Here is a 25,732-nt window from a genome sequence, read left to right on the forward strand (position 1 = left end):
AGTCCCGTACGGGCCCACCCACGGTCGCCGGCCGCTGGTCCCTCCTGCCCGCCCCCGAGCCCGACCCCACCGTCCGCGCCCACGCCTTGGCCCGCACCCTGCTCGACCGCCACGGTGTCGTGACCCGGGGCGCCGTGGCCGCCGAGGGCGTCGAGGGCGGCTTCTCCGCCGTCTACCGCGTCCTGTCCGTCTTCGAGGAGAGCGGGCAGGCCCGCCGCGGCTACGTCGTCGAGGGCCTGGGCGCCGCCCAGTTCGCGATGGACGGGGCCGTGGACCGCCTCCGCGCGGTGTCCAACGCCCGCGAACGAAACGAGCCGCTGCCGGGCCCCACCCCGAACGGCCTCGCCGGAGGCCACGGCTCCGCACCGGCTTCCTGGGACGACTTCCCCGACGCCCCTGGCCCGGACGGTGCCTCCGACGACGCCTTTGCCACCATCGACATCCGCACTCCGGCCGACCCCGGCTCCGCTTCCGCCCCGGTCGGCAACCACGGCACGTACAGGGCGTACGACCAGGACTCCTCCTCCGCCCACGCCGACCCGTACGGCCGAGCCACCCACGACCCGCACCGCCCCCGCCCCGTTCCTTCCCCCCGAGCCGCCGTCCTTGCCGCCGCGGACCCCGCGAACGCCTACGGCGCCGCCCTCCCCTGGCCCGAGCCGCCCACCGCAGCCGGTCACAAACCGGGCCGCAAGGCCGGCTCCCTGGTCGTCCTGGTCGACGGCGAGCTGACCGTCTACATGGAGCGCGGCGGCAAGACCCTCCTGGCCTGGCCCGCCGACCCGGACGCCAGACCCATGGACGACGCCCGCCTCCGCCCGGCCGCCGAAGCCCTGGCCGCTGCAGCACGCGCGGGCTCACTCGGCACGGTCACGGTGGAACGCGTGAACGGCACCTCTGCCCTCACCTCCCCCCACGGCCCCCTGCTGGAAGCAGCAGGCTTCATCGCGACCCCGCGCGGCCTGCGCATCCGAGCATGATCACTGAGCCACCGGCCGCGAGGCCCCGGGCCCCGTCAGGGGCGCGGGGCTGTGTCGATGTGCGGCTCCGCCACCTGGGCACGACCAGCCGCTCAGGGCCCCGCACCCGCCCCCCAACCGCAGCCCCCGAGCCATGTGGGCACCGGGTACCGAACCCATGCCACCCTTGACCCATGCCCGAAGGTGACACCGTCTGGCAAGCGGCGGGGCGACTCCACACCGCCCTCGCCGGCAAGGTGCTGTCCCGCTCCGACCTGCGCGTGCCGAAGTACGCCACGGCCGACCTCACCGGCCGTACCGTCCTGGACGTGACCCCCCGCGGCAAGCACCTCCTCACCCGCATCGAAGGCGGCCTGACCCTCCACTCGCACCTGCGGATGGACGGCTCCTGGAAGGTGTACGCCAACGGCGAGCGCTGGCGCGGCGGCCCGGCACACCAGATCCGCGCGATCCTGGGCAACACCGACCGCACGGCCGTCGGCTATCGCCTCCCCGTGCTGGAGTTGATCCGCACCACCGACGAACACCGCGCCGTCGGCCACCTCGGCCCCGACCTGCTCGGCGCGGACTGGGACCCCGACCGGGCCCTCACCAACCTCCTGAGAGACCCCACCCGTGCCCTCGGCGAGGCCCTCCTGGACCAGCGCAATCTCGCCGGTATCGGCAATGTCTACAAGAGCGAGCTCTGCTTCCTGCTCCGGGTCACCCCCTGGCTCCCCGTCGGCGCCCTCCCCGAGGACCTCGCCGCCCGGCTGCCCGCCCTCGCCAAGAAGCTCCTCGAAGCCAACCGCGACCGCCCGATCCGCAGCACGACAGGCCACCGCCACCACGACCTGTTCGTGTACGGCCGGGCGCCCCGTCCCTGCCTTCGCTGCCACACCCCCGTCCGCGCGGCCGACCAGGGCGACGGCTCCCGCGAACGCCCCACGTACTGGTGCCCCACCTGCCAGCCGGGCCCGGCACCGGCCCCGCGCACCGCCCGAACACCCCGCCCGAACCCTCGCGTTCAACGCCGCACGCCCAATTGACGGACCGTCAGAAACGCTCGTACCGTCACCTCATGCCCATCCCGGCGTACGACCTCACCGGCCGCACCGCGTTCGTCACCGGCGCCGGCAGCGGTATCGGCCGCGCGTCGGCCGTACTGCTCGCCGAGGCGGGCGCGACGGTGCACTGCGCGGACCGCGACGCACAGGGCCTGCACGAGACGGCGACCCTCATCAAGGCCAGGAACGGCACCGCCCGCACCCACCACCTCGACGTCACCGACCGCGCCCAGCTGACGCGGGCCGTGGCCGCGTGCGAACGGCTCCATGTGATGGCGGCGATCGCCGGGATCATGCACAGCAGCCCGGTGCTGGAGACCCGGGACGAGGATCTCGAACGGGTGTGGAGCGTCAACTTCAGAGGTGTGCTCCACGCCTGCCAGGCAGCGGCCCGCCGGATGATCGCCGACAAGACGCGGGGCAGCATCGTCACCATGGCCTCCGGCGCCGTCGACACCGGCGGTCCGGGCCTGCTCTGCTACGGCGTGACCAAGGCGGCGGTGGTCCAGCTGACCAAGACCCTGGCGACCGAGGTCGGCCCGCACGGCATCCGCGTCAACGCGGTGGCCCCGGGCTGGATCCGCACGCCCATGACCGACCGCCAAGACAGCGAGGCACAGGCGCGGACCGAGTCCTTCATGGCCCGGCTGTCACCGCTGAGCCGGGTCGGCGAGCCCGACGACATCGCGCACGCCGTGCTGCACCTCGCCTCCGACGCCTCGGCGTTCACGACGGGCCAGATCCTCCGCCCGAACGGCGGGGTGGCCATGCCCTGGTGACCGCGGCCCCCACCGCGCCCTCCAGAACCGGGCCACCCCCCGCGCCCCCTGACGCGTCCCCCGACCGTCCCAGCGCCCGCCCCTTCGGCACGCAGTGCACAGGCAGGAGGCTCAGCCCCCACCCCCCGGCCGCGACCGCCCCCTCCACCGCGCCGGCATCCGGCACCAGCGCGAGCCGCAGCACACCCCACCACCACAACGCACCGAGCCCCAGAGCCGCCCCCCAGCGAACTATTCGCATGGCCGCCACCTCCAAGGCCTCCGGGCCCCCAGAACGACGCTAGACGGCCCTTGTCACGGCCGGAGAGGGCGCACCACCGGCACAGGGACGCACGACCCCCTCACGAGGACCGCGCCCACAGGGCGCGTGATGCGCCCCACAGCCGCTCACCGCCCACCTCACGCCCCCGGCGCGCCCACCCCTGAGGAGGCGCACGACCCACCGGTCACGTGGTCACGACAGGCCGGCACCCGCACGCGTTCGCCGCGCGCCACCCGCTCTCCGGGCGCTACCCGTTCTCCGCCTGGAACATCCAGTGGTGCTTCTCAAGGTCCGCCGTGATCCCGATGAAGATGTCCTGGCTCACCGGATCCGCCTCCGCGGTGCTCTCCACCCGCGTCCGCATCCGGGTGATCACCGCGCCGAGCGCGTCCACCAGGGCCCTCACCGCGTCCGCGTCCTTGACCCAGCCGTCCGGGACCGTGCCGATACCGCTGCTCCCGGCCACCGTCCCGGCCCGCCCGTCCGGCGGGACACCGAGGGTGGAGGCGCGTTCGGCGACCGTGTCGGAGTGCAGCCGGGCGGTGTCCACGACCTCGTCCAACTGGAGATGGACCGAGCGGAAGCGCGGCCCGACCACGTTCCAGTGGATCTGCTTGGCCACGAGGGAGAGGTCGACGAGATCGACCAGGGCGCCCTGCAGCGCCTCGGAGACGGTCTTGAGATCGGCCTCGGACAGCGGGCTCTTCACGACGTACATCGGCACGCTCCGGTTTCTTCAGACGACCGTACGACCCTGTGCGCCCGTACGACCCCGTTCCCGCCCCTCCACCATGACCGCACACCACCACCCCGGCAAACGGGAGCCCCGGGGCCTTGATCTCCCCAACCGGCGCAACGCAAAAGCCCCGGTCGGCGCCCCCAGGTCTCCCTGGAGGCCCCGGCCGGGGCTCCCTCTTCGCTTCTACTTCTTCACCGGCGCGCGCCGGACCTCACGCGGACAGTCGCGGCGGGTCAGGCCGCGACGACGTCCACCGCTTCGGCGGGCGCCTTGATCGTGACCCGCTCCGGCGGCACACCGGCCACCGACACGGAGTTGAGCATCGGTCGACGTACTGGTGCTGGCACCGGCTCGGTGGCAGCTGCGGACTGGGCCAGCTCGGCAAGGGCGAGCTCGTCGCTCACTTCCCGCATGAGCTCGGACATCCGTACGTCCAGCGCGTCGCAAATGGCGGAGAGCAGCTCGGAGGATGCCTCCTTCTGCCCCCGCTCCACCTCGGAGAGATAGCCGAGTGAGACTCGGGCGGACGAGGAGACTTCGCGCAGAGTACGGCCCTGGCGCTGGCGCTGCCGACGCAGCACGTCACCAAGCAGGCGACGGAGCAGAATCATCGGTGGCTCCCTCCTCGGACCGCGTAGCCGCATCCTTCACGCCCCACCGTACCGCCTTGCGCTGCGGCCGTGCGGGGAGCGCTGTTGTGTTCACTCAGGGCTGCAAACATCAGGTCCCCCCGTTCTGTTCCGTATCCTGTGCCCGCTCGTTCCCGGTCTGTTCGCCCGCAAGCTCCTCAAGAAGCAGTGCGAGTACGCTCCGTACACTCTCCATACGGATTTCCGTCCGGCCGCCGTTCAACCGCAACGACGACACTTTCCCGCCACCTGATACGCCCGAATCCGCTGCGGCCGGTCCGGCGACGGCCACATGGACCGTGCCGACGGGTCGGCCGTCCTGGGGCTCCGGGCCCGCGACACCGGTGGTCGAAATTCCCCAGTCGGCGCCGAGCGCCTTGCGGACGCCCTCCGCCATCTGCACCGCGACCTGCGGATCCACCGCTCCACGCTGGTCCAGGAGAGTGGCGTCGACATCGAGCAACTGGTGCTTGAGCTCCGTGGCGTACGCGGTGACCGAGCCCCGGAACGCCTGGGAGGCCCCGGGGGCCGCGGTGAGCGCGGCCGCGACCAGACCGCCGGTCAGCGACTCCGCGACAGCGAGCGTCTCGCCCCTCACCGTCAGTAGTCGCAGCACTTCGGCGGCCGTGGAAGTCAACGCTCCGCTCCCTCCGCTGCGGCTTCGCGCTCGGCGGTCCCGATCCGGCGCAGCACAATGGCCTGTCTCACATAGTCAAGTCCGGTGACTACGGTCAGAATGACCGCCGCGGCCATCACCCACCACCTCAGGGTGGCCAGGGGGCCCTCCAGTGCCAGGACGTACATCCCGACGGCGATGCCCTGGGTCAGGGTCTTCAGCTTGCCGCCGCGGCTCGCCGGGATGACCCCGTACCGGATGACGACGAAGCGCAGAAGCGTGATCCCGAGTTCCCGGCCGAGGATGACCCCTGTGACCCACCACGGCAGATCACCGAGGGAGGACAGGCAGATCAGCGCGGCACCCATGATCGCCTTGTCGGCGATGGGGTCGGCGATCTTCCCGAAGTCGGTGACGAGGTCGTACGTCCGGGCCAGGTGGCCGTCGAAGATGTCGGTGATCATGGCGACGGCGAAGGCGGCCCAGGCCCAGGCCCGCCAGACCGGGTCGTACCCGCCGTCCATGAGCATCAGCGCGACGAAGCCCGGTACGAGGACGAGGCGGACCATGGTCAGGATGTTCGCGATGTTCCAGAGGCTGGCCTGGTTGACGGCGGCAGCTCCCAGCTTCCCGCCACGCACGGGCCGCGTGTCCCCGGCAGCGCTCGGGGCGCCGGGAACGCCGGAGGCGCTCGTCGCGCCTTTGGCGCCGGAGGTGCCGCCCGCCGCGGATGCCGGGGCTCCCGTCATCTGGCCGCCTCCTCAGTACACACGAGGGAGCCGAGCGAACCCGGCAGCACCTCGGCCACCAGGTCGACGCCCTCCGTGCCGACCACCTTGGCCTCGACCATACGGCCGACGCTCAGCCCCTCGCCGCTCGTGAACAACACCTGGCCGTCCGTCTCGGGCGCCTGGTGGGCACCGCGGCCGTGGGCGCCCTCGTCGCCGTCGACCGACTCGACCAGCACGTGCACGGTCTGCCCGACGCGTTCCTCGGCACGCTGCGAGACCAGCTCCTCGGCCAGCCTCGAAACCCGCGCGAGCCGCTCGGCCACCACGTCCTCGGCCAGCTTGTTCTCGTACGTCGCCGCTTCGGTGCCCTCCTCGTCGGAGTACCCGAAGACGCCGATCGCGTCCAGTCTCGCGCCGTTCAGGAACCGCTCCAGCTCCGCGAGGTCGTCCTCTGTCTCGCCGGGGAAGCCCACGATGAAGTTGGACCGCACGCCGGCCTCGGGTGCCTTGCCGCGGATGGTGTCCAGCAGCTCCAGGAAGCGGTCGGTGTCGCCGAAGCGGCGCATCGAGCGCAGCACGGCCGGGGCGGAGTGCTGGAAGGAGAGGTCGAAGTAGGGCACGACCTTGGGCGTGGAGGTGAGCACGTCGATCAGGCCGGGCCGCATCTCGGCGGGCTGGAGGTAGCTCACACGCACCCGCTCGATGCCGTCGACCTCGGCGAGCTCGGGCAGCAGGGACTCCAGGAGCCGGATGTCGCCCAGGTCCTTGCCGTACGAGGTGTTGTTCTCGGAGACCAGCATGACCTCCTTGACTCCCTGCTCGGCGAGCCAGCGCGTCTCGTTCAGCACGTCCGAGGGGCGGCGCGAGATGAAGGAGCCGCGGAAGGACGGGATGGCGCAGAAGGAGCAGCGGCGGTCGCAGCCCGAGGCCAGCTTCACGGAGGCGACGGGCGAGCCGTCCAGGCGGCGGCGCAGTGGTGAACGCGGCCCGGAGGCCGGAGCGAGGCCGTCCGGAAGGTCGACGGGGGCGTGCCCCGGGAGGGCGACCTCGGCAGCCGACTCCTGGCGCTCGGCCGGGCTGATCGGCAGCAGCTTGCGCCGGTCGCGCGGGGTGTGCGAGGCGTGGATGCCGCCGTTCAGGATGGTCTGGAGGCGGTCGGAGATGTCCGCGTAGTCGTCGAAGCCGAGCACGCCGTCGGCCTCGGGCAGCGCCTCGGCGAGCTCCTTGCCGTACCGCTCGGCCATGCAGCCGACCGCGACGACGGCCTGGGTTCTGCCGTGCCCCTTGAGGTCGTTGGCCTCCAGGAGCGCATCGACGGAGTCCTTCTTGGCGGCTTCGACGAAGCCGCAGGTGTTGACGACCGCGACGTCCGCTTCCTCGGCGTCCTCGACGAGCTCCCAGCCGTCCGCCTCCAAGCGGCCTGCGAGCTCCTCCGAGTCCACCTCGTTACGGGCGCAGCCAAGAGTGACGAGTGCGACGGTACGGCGTTCAGGCATGGGCTCAAGACTACTTCGTCCGACTGACAGCCCACGTCGACGGGGTTGGCCGATCTTGGCCAACCCCGTTCACGCGCTTTCCTTTGAATCGTCTGTACATCCGTGGCCAGGACGTTCCGAAGGCTCAGCCGACCTCGGGGTCGCCCTTCGTGTACGTCAGGCGTTCGACCTGGCCGGGCTGGAAGTCGTCCTCGATCTTCTTGCCGTTGACGTAGAGCTGGACGGCCCCGGCGTCGCCGAGGACGAGGTCGATCTTGGAGCCGTCCTGGAAGGTCTTGGACTCGCCCTGCTTGAGGAGTCCGTCCCACAGGAACCGGCCGTTGTGGTCCTTGGCGGAGATCCAGCTGCGGCCGTCGGAGGCGCTGACCCGTACGGTCACCTTGTCGCGGGGCGCGGCCGCGATGGCGCTGTCGGTCGGGTCGGGCTTCGGGTCGGCGTCGGGCTTGTCGGCCTTGGGCGTGGGCGAGGCGGGCTTGCTGGTGGTCGGCGTGGAGCCCTCGGCGACCTGCGTGGCGTCGCCGTCGTCCCCGCGGTCGAACGCGGTGAAGCCGACGAAGCCGATCACCGCGACGATCGCGGCGACCATGGCGGCGGTCCAGTTGGGGCCGCGCCGCTCGGGACGGATCCGTTCCGCCTCGAACATCGGGGCCGCCGGGGTCGGCGCGGGCCGCCCGCCGTGGGCCTCGTCGAACTGCTCGAGCAGCGGGACGGGGTCGGTGCGTACGGCACGCGCGAGGGTACGAAGGTGACCGCGGGCGTAGACGTCGCCACCGCAGGGGGCGAAGTCGTCCTGCTCGATCGCGTGCACGATGGCGATGCGGACCCGGGTGGCGTTGCTGACGTCGTCGACGGTCAGCCCGGCCGCGATGCGAGCCTGCTGGAGGGCACGGCCGATCGAGGGGCGTTCCGCCATGCGTTCGTCACGGTCGTCTTCGAACGGACGCTCGTCTTCGGGAAAGTTGCCGTCAGGGGAGTTGCCGATGGACACGGGGGCGCCTTTCGAGCGTGTAGCCACCTGTGCTGGAGGTTCAGTCTAGGGGGGGTACGAAAGGGTGGGGCAACCGGGCGGTGGGACTTTGTACGCCATCAGAATGGCCGGACATCCTGCTGGTGGTGAGGGTGTGGGGCACGAGGCTGTCCCCTCGTCCAACTTGACGTACGACGAAGGGAAACGGTTGCTCACCATTTCCTTACGGATGAGTCACGTTCGAATACCCGGATGCCGTAATTGCATCCGCGTTCCGTCCGCCGGACAACCGGTTTTCCCCTGCTGTGCGCCCCTGTCACGCCTCTCCGCGATCCCGCTGCGGCTCTTACGCCCCAGTCTCCCCCCGGATCACGGCCAGCACGCCGTCCAGCTCGTCGGGTTTCACAAGAACGTCACGTGCCTTGGAGCCCTCGCTCGGCCCCACGATGCCCCGGGACTCCATGAGGTCCATGAGCCGTCCCGCCTTGGCGAAGCCGACGCGCAGCTTGCGCTGGAGCATGGAGGTCGAACCGAACTGGGTGGAGACGACCAGTTCGGCCGCCTGGCACAGCAGGTCGAGGTCGTCGCCGATCTCCTCGTCGATCTCCTTCTTCTGCTTGGTGCCCACGGTGACGTCGTCCCGGAAGACGGGCGCCATCTGGTCCTTGCAGTGCTGGACGATCGCCGCGACCTCGTCCTCGGTCACGAACGCGCCCTGCATGCGGGTCGGCTTGTTCGCCCCCATGGGCAGGAACAGCCCGTCGCCCTTGCCGATCAGCTTCTCGGCGCCGGGCTGGTCGAGGATGACGCGCGAGTCGGCGAGGGAGGAGGTGGCGAAGGCGAGCCGCGAGGGGACGTTCGCCTTGATCAGACCGGTGACGACGTCCACGGACGGCCGCTGCGTGGCGAGCACCAGGTGGATGCCGGCCGCGCGCGCGAGCTGTGTGATGCGCACGATCGCGTCCTCGACGTCCCGCGGCGCGACCATCATGAGGTCGGCGAGCTCGTCCACGATCACCAGCAGGTACGGGTACGGGGACAGCTCGCGCTCACTGCCCTCGGGCAGCTTGACCTTGCCCTTCCTGATCGCCTCGTTGAAGTCGTCGATGTGCCGGTAGCCGAACGCGGCCAGGTCGTCGTAGCGCAGGTCCATCTCGCGCACGACCCACTGGAGCGCCTCGGCGGCCCGCTTGGGGTTGGTGATGATCGGCGTGATGAGGTGCGGGATGCCCTCGTACGCGGTCAGCTCGACGCGCTTGGGGTCGACGAGGACCATGCGGACGTCCTCGGGGGTCGCGCGGACCATGACCGAGGTGATCAGGCAGTTGATGCACGACGATTTGCCCGAGCCGGTCGCACCCGCGACGAGCACATGCGGCATCTTCGCCAGGTTGGCCATCACATAGCCGCCCTCGACGTCCTTGCCGAGCGCGACCAGCATCGGGTGGTCGTCCTCGGCCGCGTCCGCGAGGCGCAGGACGTCACCGAGGTTGACCATCTCGCGGTCGGTGTTGGGGATCTCGATGCCGACGGCCGACTTGCCGGGGATGGGGCTGATGATCCGTACGTCCGGGCTGGCGACGGCATAGGCGATGTTCTTGGTCAGCGCGGTGATCCGCTCGACCTTGACCGCCGGGCCCAGCTCGACCTCGTAGCGGGTGACCGTCGGCCCGCGGGTGAAGCCGGTGACGGAGGCGTCGACCTTGAACTCGGAGAACACGTTCGAGAGGGAGGCCACTATGGCGTCGTTGGCCGCACTGCGCGTCTTGCCGGGGCCGCCCCGCTCCAGGAGGTCGAGCGAGGGCAGGGAGTAGGTGATGTCGCCGGAGAGCTGCAGCTGTTCGGCGCGCGGCGGCAGCTCGCGGGGCTCGTCCGGAGCCTGCTTGGTCAGGTCCGGCACCAGGGCGTCCTGCCTGGCGCCCTTGGGCGGCCTGGCGGCCGGGGGCTCCTGCTGGGGCGTCCTGCTGCGCGCGGCCGGGACGGGGGTGGTCTCCTCCCGGTCGCCCACGCTCACCCCCTGGGTGAGGTCGGCGACCACCGGGGAGGGCGGCATCCCGTGCAGCACGGCCCCGTCGAGCGCGGCAGCGGCGGCCGCGGCGACGTCCACCGCGTCCATCGGCCGGTTCGGGTCCGGCTGCCGTACGGCGGAGCGCCTCGGGCGGCGCCTGGTGAGGGCCTCCTGCTCGGCGCCGTCGGGGTCGTACGCCTCGGGGGCGGAGCCACGCCTGCGGGAGCGCGCGGGCAGCGCATCGCGCCACTGCTCGTCGTAGCGGTCGTCGTCCTGTGCGTACTCGTCGTACTCGTCGTCGTCCGCGACGATGCCCAGCTTCTGCCCGAGCAGCCGCAGCCGCTGCGGGATCGCGTTGACCGGCGTGGCGGTGACGACGAGCAGCCCGAAGACCGTGAGCAGCACGAGCATCGCCACGGCGAGGGCCTCGCCCATGGTGTACGTCAGCGGGGTGGCGGTGCCCCAGCCGATGAGCCCACCTGCGTCTCTTATGGCCTGCATGCCGGCGCTGCGGGCGGGCGAGCCGCACGCGAGGTGGACCTGGCCGAGGATGCCGATGACGAGTGCGGACAGGCCGATGACGATGCGGCCGTTGGCGTCCGGCTTCTCGGGGTGCCGGATGAACCGTACGGCGATGACCGCGAGCAGTATCGGCATGAGCAGGTCGAGCCGGCCGAAGGCGCCGGTCACGAGCATCTCGACGAGATCGCCGACCGGCCCGCGCAGGTTGGACCAGGTGCCGGCGGCGACGATCAGGGCGAGGGCGAGCAGCAGGAGCCCTACGCCGTCCTTGCGGTGCGCCGGGTCGAGACCCTTCGCGCCCTGCCCTATGCCACGGAAGACGGCGCCGACGGCGTGCGCGGCACCGAGCCAGATGGCGCGTACGAGTCTGTACACGCCTCCGGTGGGATTGGGCGCCGGCTTCGGAGGGGCCGTCTTCTTCGCCGTCGCCCTCTTGGCGGGTGCCTTCCTGGCGGCGGCTTTCTTCGCGGGGGCCTTCTTCGCCGGAGCCTTCGTCGGAGCGGCCGCCTTCTTCGCGGGCGGCTTCTTCGCTGCGGACTGACGTGAGGCCATGGGTGTGAGGTTACCGGTGGAGGCCACAGCCGACACGTGTGCCTACTGCTTCACCCGTTCGTGTCGCGTACTCGAAGCCCCGAGGCTGACACGGCCTGACAGGCCCTCAGCCCTCGCAGCCGACTGACAACCAAGCGCGGGTCGGGGGCACTTGTGGGACCCCGCCCGCGCTCCGGAAGGTGCTCAGTTCTGCGACGGCAACGCCGAGGGACCGCCCGTACCCGGCTCCAACGCGTCCAGCGCCCTGCGCAGGCCCGTCAGTTTGCGTTCGAGATGGGCCGCGGTGGCCACTGCGGCGGCGTCCGCCGAGTCGTCGTCGAGTTGCTTGGACAGCGCCTCCGCCTGCTCCTCGACGGCGGCGAGCCGCGCGGAGAGCTCGGCGAGGATGCCGCCGGAGGGCTCCTTGGAACCGCCCGCCGCGCCCTTGCCGCCGCCCTCCAACTGGAGTCTCAGCAGCGCCGCCTGCTCCCTGAGCTGGCAGTTCTTCATGTACAGCTCGACGAACACCGAGACCTTGGCGCGCAGCACCCAGGGGTCGAACGGCTTCGAGATGTAGTCGACCGCACCCGCCGCGTACCCACGGAACGTGTGGTGCGGTCCGTGGTTGATGGCGGTGAGGAAAATGATCGGGATGTCCCGGGTCCGTTCGCGCCGCTTGATGTGCGCGGCCGTTTCGAAACCGTCCATTCCCGGCATCTGGACGTCCAGCAGAATGACCGCGAAGTCGTCCGTCAGCAGCGCCTTGAGCGCTTCCTCCCCGGACGATGCCCGCACCAGTGTCTGATCGAGCGCGGAGAGGATGGCCTCCAGCGCCAACAGATTCTCCGGCCGGTCATCGACCAGGAGGATCTTGGCCTTCTGCACCATGGCCCGCCCTCCTCGCCCCGGCTTGGGGCCTCCCCTGTCCGCAGGACTCGACGTGACACCACTCGGCGTCACCCCAGGGGACGACTCCCTCGCGCCACCCGTCCTTGTGCCGGTCATCGTAGCCGCACCCCGCCTGTCGCCACACCCTGTCACCGTGATGTCACTGTGCTCGTAGCAGAAACGCAAGCGGGGACCAGAAGGTTCCCCGGATCCCGCGTTTCTACACGACCCCGGCCACACTCAGTCAGCAACTCGGTGCGCCCTCCGACGGGTTGCGACCACCGGCCGCTCGTCCTGTCACTCACTTCGCATCCACTGCTCCATGACCGACAGCAGATGATCCGGATCGACCGGCTTCGTCACATAGTCGGAGGCTCCCGAGTCGATCGCCTTCTCCCGGTCGCCCTTCATCGCCTTGGCCGTCAGCGCGATGATCGGCAGTCCGGCGAACTGGGGCATCCGGCGGATTGCCGTGGTCGTCGCGTATCCATCCATCTCGGGCATCATGATGTCCATCAGGACGACCGTCACGTCGTCGTGCTGTTCCAGGACCTCGATCCCCTCGCGGCCGTTCTCGGCGTACAGCACGGACAGACCGTGCTGCTCCAGGACGCTGGTGAGCGCGAAGACGTTACGGATGTCGTCGTCGACGATGAGTACCTTCTCGCCGTCGAAGCGAATCGTCCGGCGCGGCTGCGCCGCCTCCTGCGCGGCCTGTTGCGCCCAGTGCTCCTGTGCCCGCCCGTTGCCCTGCTGGTACAGGTCCGACGGGGAGCCCGTCGGCACGGACCTGCGACGCCGCCGGAAGAGCGCGGCGGCCCCGTTCTGCGTCTCGCGGTACGACTTCACCTCGGCCGGCGTCTCGGTGCGCTCGGCCAGCTCGTGCTCGGAGGCCAGCAGCTCCCCCGCCTCCAGCGCGGCGGGCGCACTGTGCGCGTAGCCCTGCGGAGGCAGTTCGCTCGGGTGCAGCGGCAAATACAGGGTGAAGGTGGAGCCGCGTCCCGGCTCGCTCTGCGCGTAAATCTCGCCGCCCAGCAGTCGGGCGATCTCCCGCGAGATGGACAGGCCCAGGCCCGTACCGCCGTACTTGCGGCTCGTGGTGCCGTCCGCCTGCTTGAACGCCTCGAAGATGACCCGCATCTTGCTGGCCGCGATGCCGATGCCCGTGTCCGTCACCGAGAACGCGATCATGGGGGCGTCCGCGTCCCGCAGCGAGCCCGCCTCCAGCAGCTGCTCCTTGATGGCCACCGGCGCATCCGCGCCGGCCGGCCGGATGACCAGTTCCACGGCCCCGGAGTCGGTGAACTTCACCGCGTTGGACAACAGGTTCCGCAGCACCTGCAACAGCCGCTGTTCGTCGGTGTGCAGCGTGGCGGGCAGCTCCGGCGAGACCCGTACGGAGAAGTCGAGGCCCTTCTCCGCGGTCAGCGGCCGGAAGGTGGCCTCCACGTAGTCGACGAGCTGGACGAGGGCGATACGGGTCGGCGAGACGTCCATCTTGCCCGCCTCGACCTTCGACAGATCCAGGATGTCGTTGATCAGCTGGAGCAGGTCGGAGCCCGCCCCGTGGATCGTCTCGGAGAACTCGACCTGCTTGGGCGTCAGGTTCGACTCGGCGTTGTCGGCGAGCAGCTTGGCGAGGATCAGCAGCGAGTTGAGCGGGGTGCGCAGCTCGTGCGACATGTTCGCCAGGAACTCGCTCTTGTAGCGCATGGAGACCGCGAGCTGCTCGGCGCGCTCCTCCAGGACCTGGCGCGCCTCCTCGATCTCGGTGTTCTTGACCTCGATGTCGCGGTTCTGCCGGGCCAGCAGCTCGGCCTTCTCCTCCAGTTCGGCGTTGGACGCCTGGAGTGCCTTCTGCCGGTTCTCCAACTCGTCGGACCGCTCGCGCAGTTGCTCGGTCAGCTCCTGCGACTGCTTCAGCAGCACCTCGGTCTTGGTGTTGACGGAGATGGTGTTGACGCTCGTCGCGATCATCTCCGCGATCTGGTTCAGGAAGTCCTTCTGGATCTGCGTGAACGGTGTGAACGACGCCAGCTCGATCACCCCGAGCACGGTGCCCTCGAAGAGCACCGGAAGCACGATGACCTGCGCCGGGGGTGCCTCACCGAGCCCGGAGGAGATCTTCAGATAGCCGCTCGGCGCGTTCTCCACCAGGATCGTGCGCTTCTCCTTCGCGGCCGTCCCGACCAGCGCCTCGCCGGGCCGGAACGACGTCGGCATGGAGCCCATGGAGTAGCCGTACGAGCCGAGCATGCGCAGCTCGTACTGCTCGTCGTTGTCCGGGGCCAGGTCCTTGCCGTCCAGGAACGGCAGCGCGAGGAAGAAGGCGCCGTGCTGCGCGGACACCACCGGCGTCAGCTCGCTCATGATCAGCGATGCCACGTCGTCGAGGTCCCGGCGGCCCTGCATCAGGGCGGAGATCCGGGCAAGGTTGCCCTTGAGCCAGTCCTGCTCCTGGTTGGCGATCGTGGTGTCGCGGAGGTTGGCGATCATCTTGTTGATGTAGTCCTGCAGCTCCTTGATCTCGCCGGACGCGTCGACGTCGATCTTGAGGTTCAGGTCGCCCCGGGTCACCGCGGTGGCCACGCGCGCGATGGCGCGCACCTGCCGGGTCAGGTTCCCGGCCATCTCGTTCACCGACTCGGTGAGGTCCCGCCAGGTGCCGTCGACGTCCCGCACCCGCGCCAGACCGCCCAGCTGACCCTCGGTGCCCACCTCGCGGGCAACGCGGGTCACCTCCTCGGCGAAGGACGACAGCTGGTCGACCATCGTGTTGATGGTGGTCTTGAGCTCCAGGATCTCGCCGCGCGCGTCGATGTCGATCTTCTTGGTCAGGTCGCCCTTGGCGATGGCGGTCGTGACCATCGCGATGTTGCGGACCTGCCCGGTGAGGTTGGACGCCATCGAGTTCACGGACTCGGTGAGGTCCTTCCACGTGCCCGCCACACCCGGTACGTGCGCCTGGCCGCCCAGGATGCCGTCCGTGCCCACCTCACGGGCCACCTTGGTGACCTGGTCGGCGAACGAACTCAGCGTCTTCACCATGCTGTTGAAGGTGTCGGCGAGCTCCGCGACCTCACCGGCCGCCTCGATCGTCACGGTGCGGGTCAGGTCACCGTTGGCGACGGCGGCCGCGACCTGGGAGATGTTCCGCACCTGCATGGTGAGGTTCTTGGCCATCAGGTTGACGTTGCCGCTGAGGTCCTTCCAGATGCCGGTGATGCCCGGCACGTGCGCCTGGCCGCCCAGAATGCCCTCCGTGCCCACCTCACGGGCCACCCGGGTCACCTGCTCGGCGAAGGACGACAGTTGGTCGACCATCGTGTTGACGGTGGTGACGAGTTCGAGGATCTCGCCCTTGGCATCGACGGTGATCTTCTTCGACAGGTCGCCCTTGGCGACGGCGGTCGTGACCTCGGCGATCTGACGCACCTGGATCGTCAGGTTGTTCGCCATGAAGTTCACCGACTGCGTGAGGTCCTTCCAGGTGCCGGAGACACCCTGCACCTCGGCCTGACCGCCGAGCTGGCCCTCCGTACCCACCTCGCGGGCGACCCGGGTGACCTCCTCCGCGAACGACGACAGCTGGTCCACCATCGTGTTCAGCGTGTTCTTCAGCTCCAGGATCTCGCCGCGCGCGTCCACGGTGATCTTCTGGGAGAGGTCTCCGCGGGCCACCGCCGTGGCGACCTGCGCGATGTTGCGGACCTGACCGGTCAGGTTGCCTGCCATCCCGTTCACGGACTCGGTGAGGTCGCGCCACACCCCGGCGACACCGGGCACCTGCGCCTGACCGCCGAGGCGGCCCTCCGTGCCCACGTCCCGGGCGACCCGGGTCACCTGGTCGGCGAAGGAGGAGAGCTGGTCGACCATCGTGTTGATGGTGTTCTTCAGCTCCAGGATCTCGCCGCGCGCGTCGACGTCGATCTTCTGGGACAGGTCGCCCCGCGCCACTGCCGTCGTCACCTGCGCGATGTTGCGCACCTGCGAGGTGAGATTGCCGGCCATCGAGTTGACGGAGTCGGTGAGTTCCTTCCACGTACCGGACACACCGTCCACGCGGGCCTGACCGCCGAGGCGGCCCTCCGTGCCCACGTCCCGGGCCATGCGCGTCACCTGGTCGGCGAACGACGACAGCTGGTCCACCATCGTGTTCACGGTGTTCTTCAGTTCGAGCATCTCGCCCGCGACATCGACGGTGACCTTCTGCGAGAGGTCACCGTTGGCCACGGCCGTCGTCACCGCCGCGATGTTCCTCACCTGTCCGGTGAGATTCCGGAACGCGGTGTTGACGGAGTCCGTCAGGTCCTTCCACGTACCGGCCGCGCCCGGCACCTGCGCCTGACCGCCCAGCCGGCCCTCGGCACCGACCTCGTTCGCCACCCGCGTGACCTCGGCACCGAAGTACGAGAGCTGGTCGACCATCCCGTTGACGGTGTTCTTGAGCTCCAGCATCTCGCCGGCCACGTCCACGGTGACCTTCTGCGACAGGTCGCCGTTGGCCACGGCCGTCGTCACCGCCGCGATGTCCCGCACCTGGATCGTGAGATTCCGGAAGACCGTGTTCACCGAATCGGTGAGGTCCTTCCATGTTCCGGCCGCGCCCGGCACCTGCGCCTGACCGCCCAGCCGGCCCTCGGCACCGACCTCGTTCGCCACCCGCGTGACCTCGTCGGCGAAGATCCGCAGCGTCTCGGTCATCTGGTTGATGGTCTCGGCGAGCTTGGCGACCTCACCGCGTGCGGGCACGGTGACCTTCTGCGACAGGTCGCCGTTGGCGACCGCGGTGGTGACCTGGGCGATCCCCCGCACCTGTGCGGTGAGATTGCCGGCCATGGTGTTCACCGAATCGGTGAGCTCCTTCCACACACCCGCCACACCCGGCACCTCGGCCTGACCGCCGAGCTGCCCGTCGGTGCCCACCTCGCGAGCGACTCGGGTCACCTCGGAGGAGAACGCGGAGAGCTGGTCGACCATCGTGTTGACGGTCTCCTTCAGCTCCAGCATCTCGCCGGCCACGTGAACCGTGACCTTCCGGGACAAGTCACCCTTCGCCACCGCGGTCGTCACCAGGGCGATGTCCCTCACCTGTGCGGTGAGCCGGTGCGCCATGGTGTTGACGGACTCCGTCAGGTCCTTCCACGAACCGGACATGCCACGCACCTTGGCCTGCCCGCCCAGCTTGCCCTCGGTGCCCACCTCGCTGGCCACCCGGGTGACCTCGTCGGTGAACGTCGACAGCTGGTCGACCAGGTTGTTGACCGTACGCCCGACCTTCAGGAACTCCCCGCGCAGCGGATGCCCGGTCCCGTCCGGCCCCTGCGACCGCAGCTCCATGCGCGGCGACAGATCACCGTCCGCGACGGCCGACAGCACCCGGCTGACCTCGGAGACAGGCCGTACGAGGTCGTCGACCAGCGCGTTCGACGCATCGATCGCGGCAGCCCAGGACCCCTCGGTGGCACCCGTCTCCAGCCGCTCGGTGAGCTTGCCCTCACGCCCCACCACGCGCCGCACCCGCGACAACTCACCGGTCAGATGCAGATTCCGGTCCGCCACCTCGTTGTACACGGCGGCGATCTCGGCCATCACACCGTCGCCCGAGACGGTCAGCCGCTTGCGGAAATTGCCGTCCCGCATCGCCTCCAGCGCCGTGAGCAGCCGGTTCAGGGCAGCCGTGTCCACGGTGATGGTCCCATTACGCGATTTACGTGATGTGCGCTGGTCACTCTGGGACTGTCCGCCTTTCGCGCGCGCCTTAGTGCCCCGCGTCGCTGCGCCAGACTCCACTGTGTCCCTCCCGCAAGGGTCGACCGTTCCTGCTGGACGTACTTCGCCGCATTCGAACGCTTCGTACTGCTCACACTGTTCGTACCACTCGTACTGCTTCGTACTCGGATACTTCTGCTCAGCGGGCCGGGTGCCACTCCCCGACGCACTGGGAAGGTACTCGGACTCGCCCGACCTTCTCCTGGAAGCCTGCCCAGTGTTTCACCATGGCTGAACCAGGCCATAACAGTTCGGCAGCTTCGCACACGGTCCGCACACCTCCGGACGGAAACACAGACGACCGGCATCCGCATGGACGGCGAAGGTAAGTAACCTTGCATGCGGCTGTCCAGCCATGCCGGACCCGTCCGGCCTGGGCGGTGGCGCACGAGCACGAGCGGGCAGGCATCGGAGGGGCGGCCTCACCATGACCACCGGACTGCATCCTGGGGAGACCCCCCAGGAACCCAGGCCGACGGAGAACCAGCCTCTGCCACGGCAGGAGGCCGTCCCAGGATCCCCGCACGTCGAGAACCGGACAAGGAGTTCTGTGATCACCGCGCGCGCGGCCGCCAGCTTCACTGCCGTCTCACGATCCGTCGCGACCGCCCGCTCGTTCGTCCGCGACACCCTCCACGGCTGGGGCTTCGCCGACATCGTCGACGACGCGGTGGTCCTCACCAGCGAACTCGTCACCAACGCGGTCGTCCACGCGGGAACCTCCGCCGACGTCCTCTGTCTGCGGGCCGACGACGGCGTACGCATCGAGGTGGCCGACAGATATCCCGAGCGTGAGATCCCCCTCCAGGGCAGCCACATCAACATGGGCAGCCCGGACCGCGAGGGCGGCCGCGGCCTCCAGCTGTGCGCGGCGATGGCCTCTCGCTGGGGCGTCGAGTACACGTCCACCCACAAGCAGGTCTGGTTCCAACTCGATCTTCCCGACCGCCCGGTGGGCACCCGCTCGGCCGGCCCTGCCCTCCCCGCCGACCTGCTCCCGCTCGCCGACGGCCGGGTCCGCGTCGCGGTCGTCCAGATCGACCGCGTGGGCGCGATCGGCGCCTGGAACGAGGACGCCGAGGAACTCTTCGGGTACCCCCCCGACCAGGTCATCGGCAAGCCGCTCACCGACCTCGCCGCCTGGCCGCACACCCCCGGCACCAGCACCGGCGTCGTCGAGGCCCTCCAACTCTCCCGCTGGGAGGGCAGCTACGGCATCCGCTGCGCCAACGGGCGCGTGACGCCGGTCTACGCCTCCCACCTCCGGGTCCGCGACACGGGCGGCGACCCCTCCACGGTCTGCCTTCTCGTCCAGGACCACGAGCGCGCCGTCCTCCAGACCCCGATCCGCATGCCGTCCGGTGACGGCTCCGGTTCCGGCGAGGGCCAGGCCACGGACCCCTTCGAGGTCTTCATCGGCTCCCCCGCCCCGGACGACCTCGACGGCCTGCTCCAGCGCACGGTCGAGCGCGCCCGCGACATGCTCGACGGGGACTCCGCCTTCCTGCTCCTCGCGACCGACGACGAGACCGAGCTGGAGGTACGGGCCTCCACGGGCCTCCCGTCGGCCCGTCAGCGCTTCGCCCGCGTCCCCGTGGACGCCGGCCCCGGCCGCTACGGCTCGGCCCGTATGCCCGCCGTCCACGACGATCTCACGGCCGTCCCCGGCGCCGTCCCCCTCCTCAACGGCACGGGCATGCGCTCGGTCGTCACGGTCCCCCTCAAGGTCGAGGGCCGCCTCACGGGCTCCCTGGGCGTCGCCGCCGAGTCCCAGGGCCGCTACTCCAACGAGGAGGCCCTGCGCCTCCAGTTCGCCGCCGACCGCATCGCCCTGGCCGTCGAGTCGGCCCGCCTGGGCGAGCTGGAGCGTCTGCGCCGCGGCTCGTTGAGCTTCCTGGTGGAAGCCTCCGACCTCCTGGCCGGCACCCTGGACCGCGACCAGACACTGGCCCTCATGGCCCAGATGACGATCCCGACCCTCGCCACCTGGTGCGCCGTCTACACGATCGCCGACCAGGCCTCGGACCCGTACCTCAGTTACGTCCTGCACGAGGACGAGGACCTCATCGACGGCCTCAAGGCCCTCCTCTCCAAGATCCGCCCGCCTGAGCCCATCCCCACCCCGGGCGCCCGCGTCTGGACGGCCCCCGCCGAGGCTGCCCACCAGGCGGCCCTGCGCACCTCGATGCGCAGCCTGGGGCTGGGCGAGCCCGCCACGGTCAGCTCGGGCATCGGCACGACGCTGGCGACGGCCTCGGCGGTGGGCGGCGAAACAGTTGTCCTCCCGCTGGTGGCCCGCAACCGCGTGATCGGCATGCTGACCCTCGGCAAGCCCACGGACGAACACTTCCGCCAGGAGATCCTGGAGTTGGCCGAGGACCTCTCCCGCCGGGCCGCCCTCGCCCTGGACAACGCCCGCCTGTACTCGGAGCGCGTGGCCATCAGCCAGTCCCTCCAGCGCAGCCTCCTGCCACCCGAGCTTCCCCAGATCGACGGCGTCGAGGTCGAGGTCATCTACCGCGCGGCCGGCGAGGGCAACGAGGTCGGCGGCGACTTCTACGACCTCTTCCCCATCCGCGACGGCGCGTACGGCTTCGCCATCGGCGACGTCTGCGGCACCGGCCCGGAGGCCGCCGCGGTCACCGGCCTGGCCCGCCACGCCCTGCGCCTGCTGGCCCGCGAGGGCTACGGCGGACCGGCGGTCCTTGAGCGTCTCAACTCCGCGATCATCGACGAGGGCGCCCGCAGCCGCTTCCTGACGCTCCTGTACGGCGAGTTGTGGCCCCAGGAGGACGGCAGCGCCGTACTGAAGGTCGTCTGCGCCGGTCACCCGCTCCCGCTGCGCCTGCGCCAGGACGGCACGGTCGAGCCCGCCGCTGAACCGCAAGCGCTCCTCGGTGTCATGGAGGACCTGGAGCTCTACGAGCAGACGGTCACCCTCGACCCCGGCGACGTCCTCCTGTGCGTCACGGACGGCGTCACCGAACGCCGTGAAGGCACCCGCATGTTGGGCGACGACGGCCTCACCGAGGTGCTCACCGCCTGTACGGGCCTCACGGCTGGCGCGGTCGCGGCCCGCGTCATGCGCGCGGTCGAACGCTTCGCCTCCGACGCCCCCTCCGACGACATGGCCATCCTGGCGATGCGCGTCCCGGGGCTCCAGAGGGACTGACTCCGGATACGACAAAGGCCCCGCCCGATCGGGCGGGGCCTTTTGGCTGAGCCCCCAAACGGAATCGAACCGTTGACCTTCTCCTTACCATGGAGACGCTCTACCGACTGAGCTATAGGGGCCTGTCACCTGACCGAGGTCCCCCTCGCGGCAACGAGATAGATCATACCCCGAACCGGCAGTTCCTTCGAACCACCCGGCGCACTGCCAAAAGCTCCACGCGCCCCCGAGTTGCCCCGCGCATCCGAAGGGCTAGAAGGCCGGCTGCAGCAAGCCGCCGAGCGCATTGCAGGTGGACACCAGCCGCTGCAGTTCCCGCCGCGACATCTCGCCGCCGATGGGCAGCGCCAGCGTCTCGTCGGCGGCACGCTCGGTCTCGGGCAGACACACGTCCCGCCGGAACCCGGGAATCCGGTGTACGGGTGTCTTCACCGGCACACTGCACTGGACTCCCTTGGCACGCACGGCGCGCGCGAAGGCGTCCCGGTCCGGCCGCCCGTTTCCGGGCACTCGCACGACGTACTGCTGGAAGGTGTGCCCGTCACTCCCCTCGGGAGTCCGGACGCCCTTCAGCTTCGCACTGAGGTAAGCGGCCTGCCGCCGACGCTCCCCCAGCTCGCTGTACGGCGTCTCCGACTCGCCCTGCTCCAGCAGCAGCAGCCCATGCCGCTGCCCGACTTGACGGAGCGACGCGATATCGGCCGACCGGCCGAAGCGGTGGACGACAACCGCTGCCACGGTCCGCGGTGACACCGCGGCCTCGACAGCCGAGGCATCCAGACAGTACGTCACCGGGTCTATGTCGGCGAACACCGGCACAGCCCCTGCCAGGCTCACTGCCTGAGCGACCTCCGGGTTCCCGAACGCCGGCACGACCACTTCGTCACCGGCGCCGACACCTGCGGCCCTGAGCATTCCAACGGTACCCATGGCGCGGATCCTGGTCGCGCAATGTGAACTCCAAGTGACGCCCAACAAAAAAGAGCTGGTCCCCGAACCGAAATTCGGGGACCAGCTCTTTCAATATTTGTTCGGCGGCGTCCTACTCTCCCACAGGGTCCCCCCTGCAGTACCATCGGCGCTGTAAGGCTTAGCTTCCGGGTTCGGAATGTAACCGGGCGTTTCCCTCACGCTATGACCACCGAAACACTATGAAACACTCAACCGCACCATCCCCCGTGACCAAACAAGGGAATGGGGTTGTTCGTGGTTTCAGAACCAACACAGTGGACGCGAGCAACTGAGGACAAGCCCTCGGCCTATTAGTACCAGTCAACTCCACCCGTTACCAGGCTTCCATATCTGGCCTATCAACCCAGTCGTCTACTGGGAGCCTTACCCCATCAAGTGGGTGGGAATACTCATCTCGAAGCAGGCTTCCCGCTTAGATGCTTTCAGCGGTTATCCCTCCCGAACGTAGCCAACCAGCCATGCCCTTGGCAGGACAACTGGCACACCAGAGGTTCGTCCGTCCCGGTCCTCTCGTACTAGGGACAGCCCTTCTCAATATTCCTGCGCGCGCAGCGGATAGGGACCGAACTGTCTCACGACGTTCTAAACCCAGCTCGCGTACCGCTTTAATGGGCGAACAGCCCAACCCTTGGGACCGACTCCAGCCCCAGGATGCGACGAGCCGACATCGAGGTGCCAAACCATCCCGTCGATATGGACTCTTGGGGAAGATCAGCCTGTTATCCCCGGGGTACCTTTTATCCGTTGAGCGACGGCGCTTCCACAAGCCACCGCCGGATCACTAGTCCCGACTTTCGTCCCTGCTCGACCCGTCGGTCTCACAGTCAAGCTCCCTTGTGCACTTACACTCAACACCTGATTGCCAACCAGGCTGAGGGAACCTTTGGGCGCCTCCGTTACTCTTTAGGAGGCAACCGCCCCAGTTAAACTACCCATCAGACACTGTCCCTGATCCGGATCACGGACCCAGGTTAGACATCCAGCACGACCAGACTGGTATTTCAACGACGACTCCACAACCACTGGCGTGGCCGCTTCAAAGTCTCCCAGCTATCCTACACAAGCCGAACCGAACACCAATATCAAACTGTAGTAAAGGTCCCGGGGTCTTTCCGTCCTGCTGCGCGAAACGAGCATCTTTACTCGTAGTGCAATTTCACCGGGCCTATGGTTGAGACAGTCGAGAAGTCGTTACGCCATTCGTGCAGGTCGGAACTTACCCGACAAGGAATTTCGCTACCTTAGGATGGTTATAGTTACCACCGCCGTTTACTGGCGCTTAAGTTCTCAGCTTCGCCACACCGAAATGTGACTAACCGGTCCCCTTAACGTTCCAGCACCGGGCAGGCGTCAGTCCGTATACATCGCCTTACGGCTTCGCACGGACCTGTGTTTTTAGTAAACAGTCGCTTCTCGCTGGTCTCTGCGGCCACCCCCAGCTCAGGAAGCAAGTTCCCTCACCAGTGATGGCCCCCCTTCTCCCGAAGTTACGGGGGCATTTTGCCGAGTTCCTTAACCATAGTTCACCCGAACGCCTCGGTATTCTCTACCTGACCACCTGAGTCGGTTTAGGGTACGGGCCGCCATGAAACTCGCTAGAGGCTTTTCTCGACAGCATAGGATCATCCACTTCACCACAATCGGCTCGGCATCAGGTCTCAGCCACAAGTACGACGGATTTACCTATCGCACGGCCTACACCCTTACCCCGGGACTACCACCGCCCGGGATGGACTACCTTCCTGCGTCACCCCATCACTCACCTACTGCAAGTCTGGTCCGTCGGCTCCACCACTTTCCTTTCCCCGAAGGGTCCGGAACGGCTTCACGGACTTAGCATCGCCTGGTTCAATGTTTGACGCTTCACAGCGGGTACCGGAATATCAACCGGTTATCCATCGACTACGCCTGTCGGCCTCGCCTTAGGTCCCGACTTACCCTGGGCAGATCAGCTTGACCCAGGAACCCTTAGTCAATCGGCGCAAACGTTTCTCACGTTTGTATCGCTACTCATGCCTGCATTCTCACTCGTGAACCGTCCACAACTCGCTTCCGCGGCTGCTTCACCCGGCACACGACGCTCCCCTACCCATCCCAGCAGGCGTTGGCCCTATATGCTGAAATGACACGACTTCGGCGGTACGCTTGAGCCCCGCTACATTGTCGGCGCGGAATCACTAGACCAGTGAGCTATTACGCACTCTTTCAAGGGTGGCTGCTTCTAAGCCAACCTCCTGGTTGTCTGTGCGACTCCACATCCTTTCCCACTTAGCGTACGCTTAGGGGCCTTAGTCGATGCTCTGGGCTGTTTCCCTCTCGACCATGGAGCTTATCCCCCACAGTCTCACTGCCGCGCTCTCACTTACCGGCATTCGGAGTTTGGCTAAGGTCAGTAACCCGGTAGGGCCCATCGCCTATCCAGTGCTCTACCTCCGGCAAGAAACACACGACGCTGCACCTAAATGCATTTCGGGGAGAACCAGCTATCACGGAGTTTGATTGGCCTTTCACCCCTAACCACAGGTCATCCCCCAGGTTTTCAACCCTGGTGGGTTCGGTCCTCCACGAAGTCTTACCTCCGCTTCAACCTGCCCATGGCTAGATCACTCCGCTTCGGGTCTTGAGCGTGCTACTGAATCGCCCTGTTCGGACTCGCTTTCGCTACGGCTACCCCACTCGGGTTAACCTCGCAACACACCGCAAACTCGCAGGCTCATTCTTCAAAAGGCACGCAGTCACGACGCACCGAGCAAGCTCGATGCGCGACGCTCCCACGGCTTGTAGGCACACGGTTTCAGGTACTATTTCACTCCGCTCCCGCGGTACTTTTCACCATTCCCTCACGGTACTATCCGCTATCGGTCACCAGGGAATATTTAGGCTTAACGGGTGGTCCCGCCAGATTCACACGGGATTTCTCGGGCCCCGTGCTACTTGGGTGTCTCTCAAACGAGCCGTACAAATTTCAGCTACGGGGGTCTTACCCTCTACGCCGGACCTTTCGCATGTCCTTCGCCTACCTGTACGGTTTCTGACTCGTCTCACAGCCGGCAGACTGTGAAAGAGAGATCCCACAACCCCGTACACGCAACCCCTGCCGGGTCTCACACGTATACGGTTTGGCCTCATCCGGTTTCGCTCGCCACTACTCCCGGAATCACGGTTGTTTTCTCTTCCTGCGGGTACTGAGATGTTTCACTTCCCCGCGTTCCCTCCACTTGCCCTATGTGTTCAGGCAAGGGTGACAGCCCATGACGACTGCCGGGTTTCCCCATTCGGACACCCCCGGATCAAAGCCTGGTTGACGACTCCCCGGGGCCTATCGTGGCCTCCCACGTCCTTCATCGGTTCCTGGTGCCAAGGCATCCACCGTGCGCCCTTAAAAACTTGGCCACAGATGCTCGCGTCCACTGTGCAGTTCTCAAACAACGACCAACCACCCATCACCCCGAACCAGAAGTTCGAGTGCACTGGGGCCGGCACTGAAGGCAGCCATACGGCCATACCCTCAGACACCCAACAGCGTGCCCGACCCGTCCCCGTCCAGAGATCATGCTTTCCACACTCTTACGAGCAGTACTCACAGCCTCCGGCCCGTGAACCGGCCGAATAATCAACGTTC

15 protein-coding genes, 1 tRNA gene and 2 rRNA genes are annotated in these 25,732 nt (G+C 68.3%); 4 read left to right on the forward strand and 14 right to left on the reverse strand.

Annotation, left to right across the window (positions count from 1 at the left end; genetic code table 11):
• The 3 genes from AWZ10_RS05420 to AWZ10_RS05430 form a co-directional block, all read left to right on the forward strand.
• Positions 1-980, forward strand: a 980-nt coding sequence (locus AWZ10_RS05420) for an Lhr family helicase (protein WP_425264478.1), incomplete at its 5' end; no start/stop codon positions are given.
• Between the two features lie 173 nt (positions 981-1,153).
• Positions 1,154-2,008 carry an Fpg/Nei family DNA glycosylase gene (locus tag AWZ10_RS05425; RefSeq protein WP_060890575.1) on the forward strand — a complete coding sequence of 285 codons (855 nt, stop codon included), beginning with the start codon at positions 1,154-1,156 and terminating at the stop codon, positions 2,006-2,008.
• Positions 2,009-2,040: 32 nt separating this feature from the next.
• Complete coding sequence (locus tag AWZ10_RS05430) at positions 2,041-2,805, forward strand: SDR family NAD(P)-dependent oxidoreductase (RefSeq protein WP_046709759.1); 765 nt, start codon at positions 2,041-2,043, stop codon at positions 2,803-2,805.
• Here AWZ10_RS05430 and AWZ10_RS53495 read toward each other — a convergent pair.
• The 10 genes from AWZ10_RS53495 to AWZ10_RS05475 all read right to left on the reverse strand — a co-directional run bounded on the left by AWZ10_RS53495 (position 2,753) and on the right by AWZ10_RS05475 (position 17,987).
• Positions 2,753-3,046 (reverse strand): hypothetical protein, encoded by a 294-nt coding sequence (locus AWZ10_RS53495; protein ID WP_079104296.1) that lies wholly within the window; start codon positions 3,044-3,046, stop codon positions 2,753-2,755. The two genes, AWZ10_RS05430 and AWZ10_RS53495, sit on opposite strands and share 53 nt — an antisense overlap.
• A 268-nt stretch (positions 3,047-3,314) precedes the next feature.
• A complete protein-coding gene (locus AWZ10_RS05435) occupies positions 3,315-3,785 on the reverse strand; it encodes a Dps family protein (RefSeq protein WP_046705966.1) in 471 nt (156 codons plus the stop codon).
• 254 nt (positions 3,786-4,039) lie between these two features.
• Positions 4,040-4,417 carry a helix-turn-helix domain-containing protein gene (locus tag AWZ10_RS05440; protein WP_005481441.1) on the reverse strand — a complete coding sequence of 126 codons (378 nt, stop codon included), beginning with the start codon at positions 4,415-4,417 and terminating at the stop codon, positions 4,040-4,042.
• A 109-nt stretch (positions 4,418-4,526) separates the two neighbouring features.
• Positions 4,527-5,072, reverse strand: coding sequence for a CinA family protein (locus tag AWZ10_RS05445; RefSeq protein WP_046705967.1), 546 nt, complete (start codon positions 5,070-5,072; stop codon positions 4,527-4,529).
• Complete coding sequence (pgsA, locus tag AWZ10_RS05450) at positions 5,069-5,800, reverse strand: CDP-diacylglycerol--glycerol-3-phosphate 3-phosphatidyltransferase (RefSeq protein WP_046705968.1); 732 nt, start codon at positions 5,798-5,800, stop codon at positions 5,069-5,071. Before pgsA ends, AWZ10_RS05445 begins: the two co-directional genes overlap by 4 nt.
• A complete protein-coding gene (rimO, locus tag AWZ10_RS05455) occupies positions 5,797-7,278 on the reverse strand; it encodes a 30S ribosomal protein S12 methylthiotransferase RimO (RefSeq protein WP_046705969.1) in 1,482 nt (493 codons plus the stop codon). The genes pgsA and rimO overlap by 4 nt, the downstream gene beginning before the upstream one ends.
• Positions 7,279-7,402: 124 nt before the next feature.
• The gene (locus tag AWZ10_RS05460; protein WP_046705970.1) at positions 7,403-8,266 is read right to left on the reverse strand and encodes a helix-turn-helix domain-containing protein; all 864 of its coding nucleotides are present in this window, start codon (positions 8,264-8,266) and stop codon (positions 7,403-7,405) included.
• Between the two features lie 325 nt (positions 8,267-8,591).
• Positions 8,592-11,327 (reverse strand): FtsK/SpoIIIE family DNA translocase, encoded by a 2,736-nt coding sequence (locus AWZ10_RS05465; protein WP_244172406.1) that lies wholly within the window; start codon positions 11,325-11,327, stop codon positions 8,592-8,594.
• A 183-nt stretch (positions 11,328-11,510) separates the two neighbouring features.
• On the reverse strand, positions 11,511-12,194 hold the full coding sequence (locus AWZ10_RS05470; RefSeq protein ID WP_037701013.1) for a response regulator: 684 nt from the start codon (positions 12,192-12,194) through the stop codon (positions 11,511-11,513).
• Between the two features lie 297 nt (positions 12,195-12,491).
• Positions 12,492-17,987 carry a HAMP domain-containing protein gene (locus AWZ10_RS05475; protein WP_107417384.1) on the reverse strand — a complete coding sequence of 1,832 codons (5,496 nt, stop codon included), beginning with the start codon at positions 17,985-17,987 and terminating at the stop codon, positions 12,492-12,494.
• Positions 17,988-18,393: 406 nt separating this feature from the next.
• On the opposite strand from AWZ10_RS05475, the gene AWZ10_RS05480 reads away from it, so the two are divergent.
• On the forward strand, positions 18,394-21,138 hold the full coding sequence (locus AWZ10_RS05480; RefSeq protein ID WP_046705973.1) for a SpoIIE family protein phosphatase: 2,745 nt from the start codon (positions 18,394-18,396) through the stop codon (positions 21,136-21,138).
• A 49-nt stretch (positions 21,139-21,187) separates the two neighbouring features.
• Here the strand turns inward: AWZ10_RS05480 and AWZ10_RS05485 are convergent.
• The 4 genes from AWZ10_RS05485 to AWZ10_RS05500 all read right to left on the reverse strand — a co-directional run bounded on the left by AWZ10_RS05485 (position 21,188) and on the right by AWZ10_RS05500 (position 25,503).
• A tRNA-Thr gene (locus AWZ10_RS05485) sits at positions 21,188-21,260 on the reverse strand.
• A 130-nt stretch (positions 21,261-21,390) separates the two neighbouring features.
• Entirely contained in the window at positions 21,391-22,053 is a 663-nt protein-coding gene (locus AWZ10_RS05490; RefSeq protein ID WP_060890577.1) for a DegT/DnrJ/EryC1/StrS family aminotransferase, read from the reverse strand.
• 114 nt (positions 22,054-22,167) lie between these two features.
• A 5S ribosomal RNA gene (gene rrf / locus AWZ10_RS05495) occupies positions 22,168-22,284 on the reverse strand.
• 96 nt (positions 22,285-22,380) lie between these two features.
• Positions 22,381-25,503, reverse strand: a 23S ribosomal RNA gene (locus tag AWZ10_RS05500).
• Positions 25,504-25,732 lie beyond the last annotated feature (229 nt).

The sequence above is a fragment of the Streptomyces europaeiscabiei genome, assembly GCF_001550375.1.
GTDB classification, from domain to species: domain Bacteria; phylum Actinomycetota; class Actinomycetes; order Streptomycetales; family Streptomycetaceae; genus Streptomyces; species Streptomyces europaeiscabiei.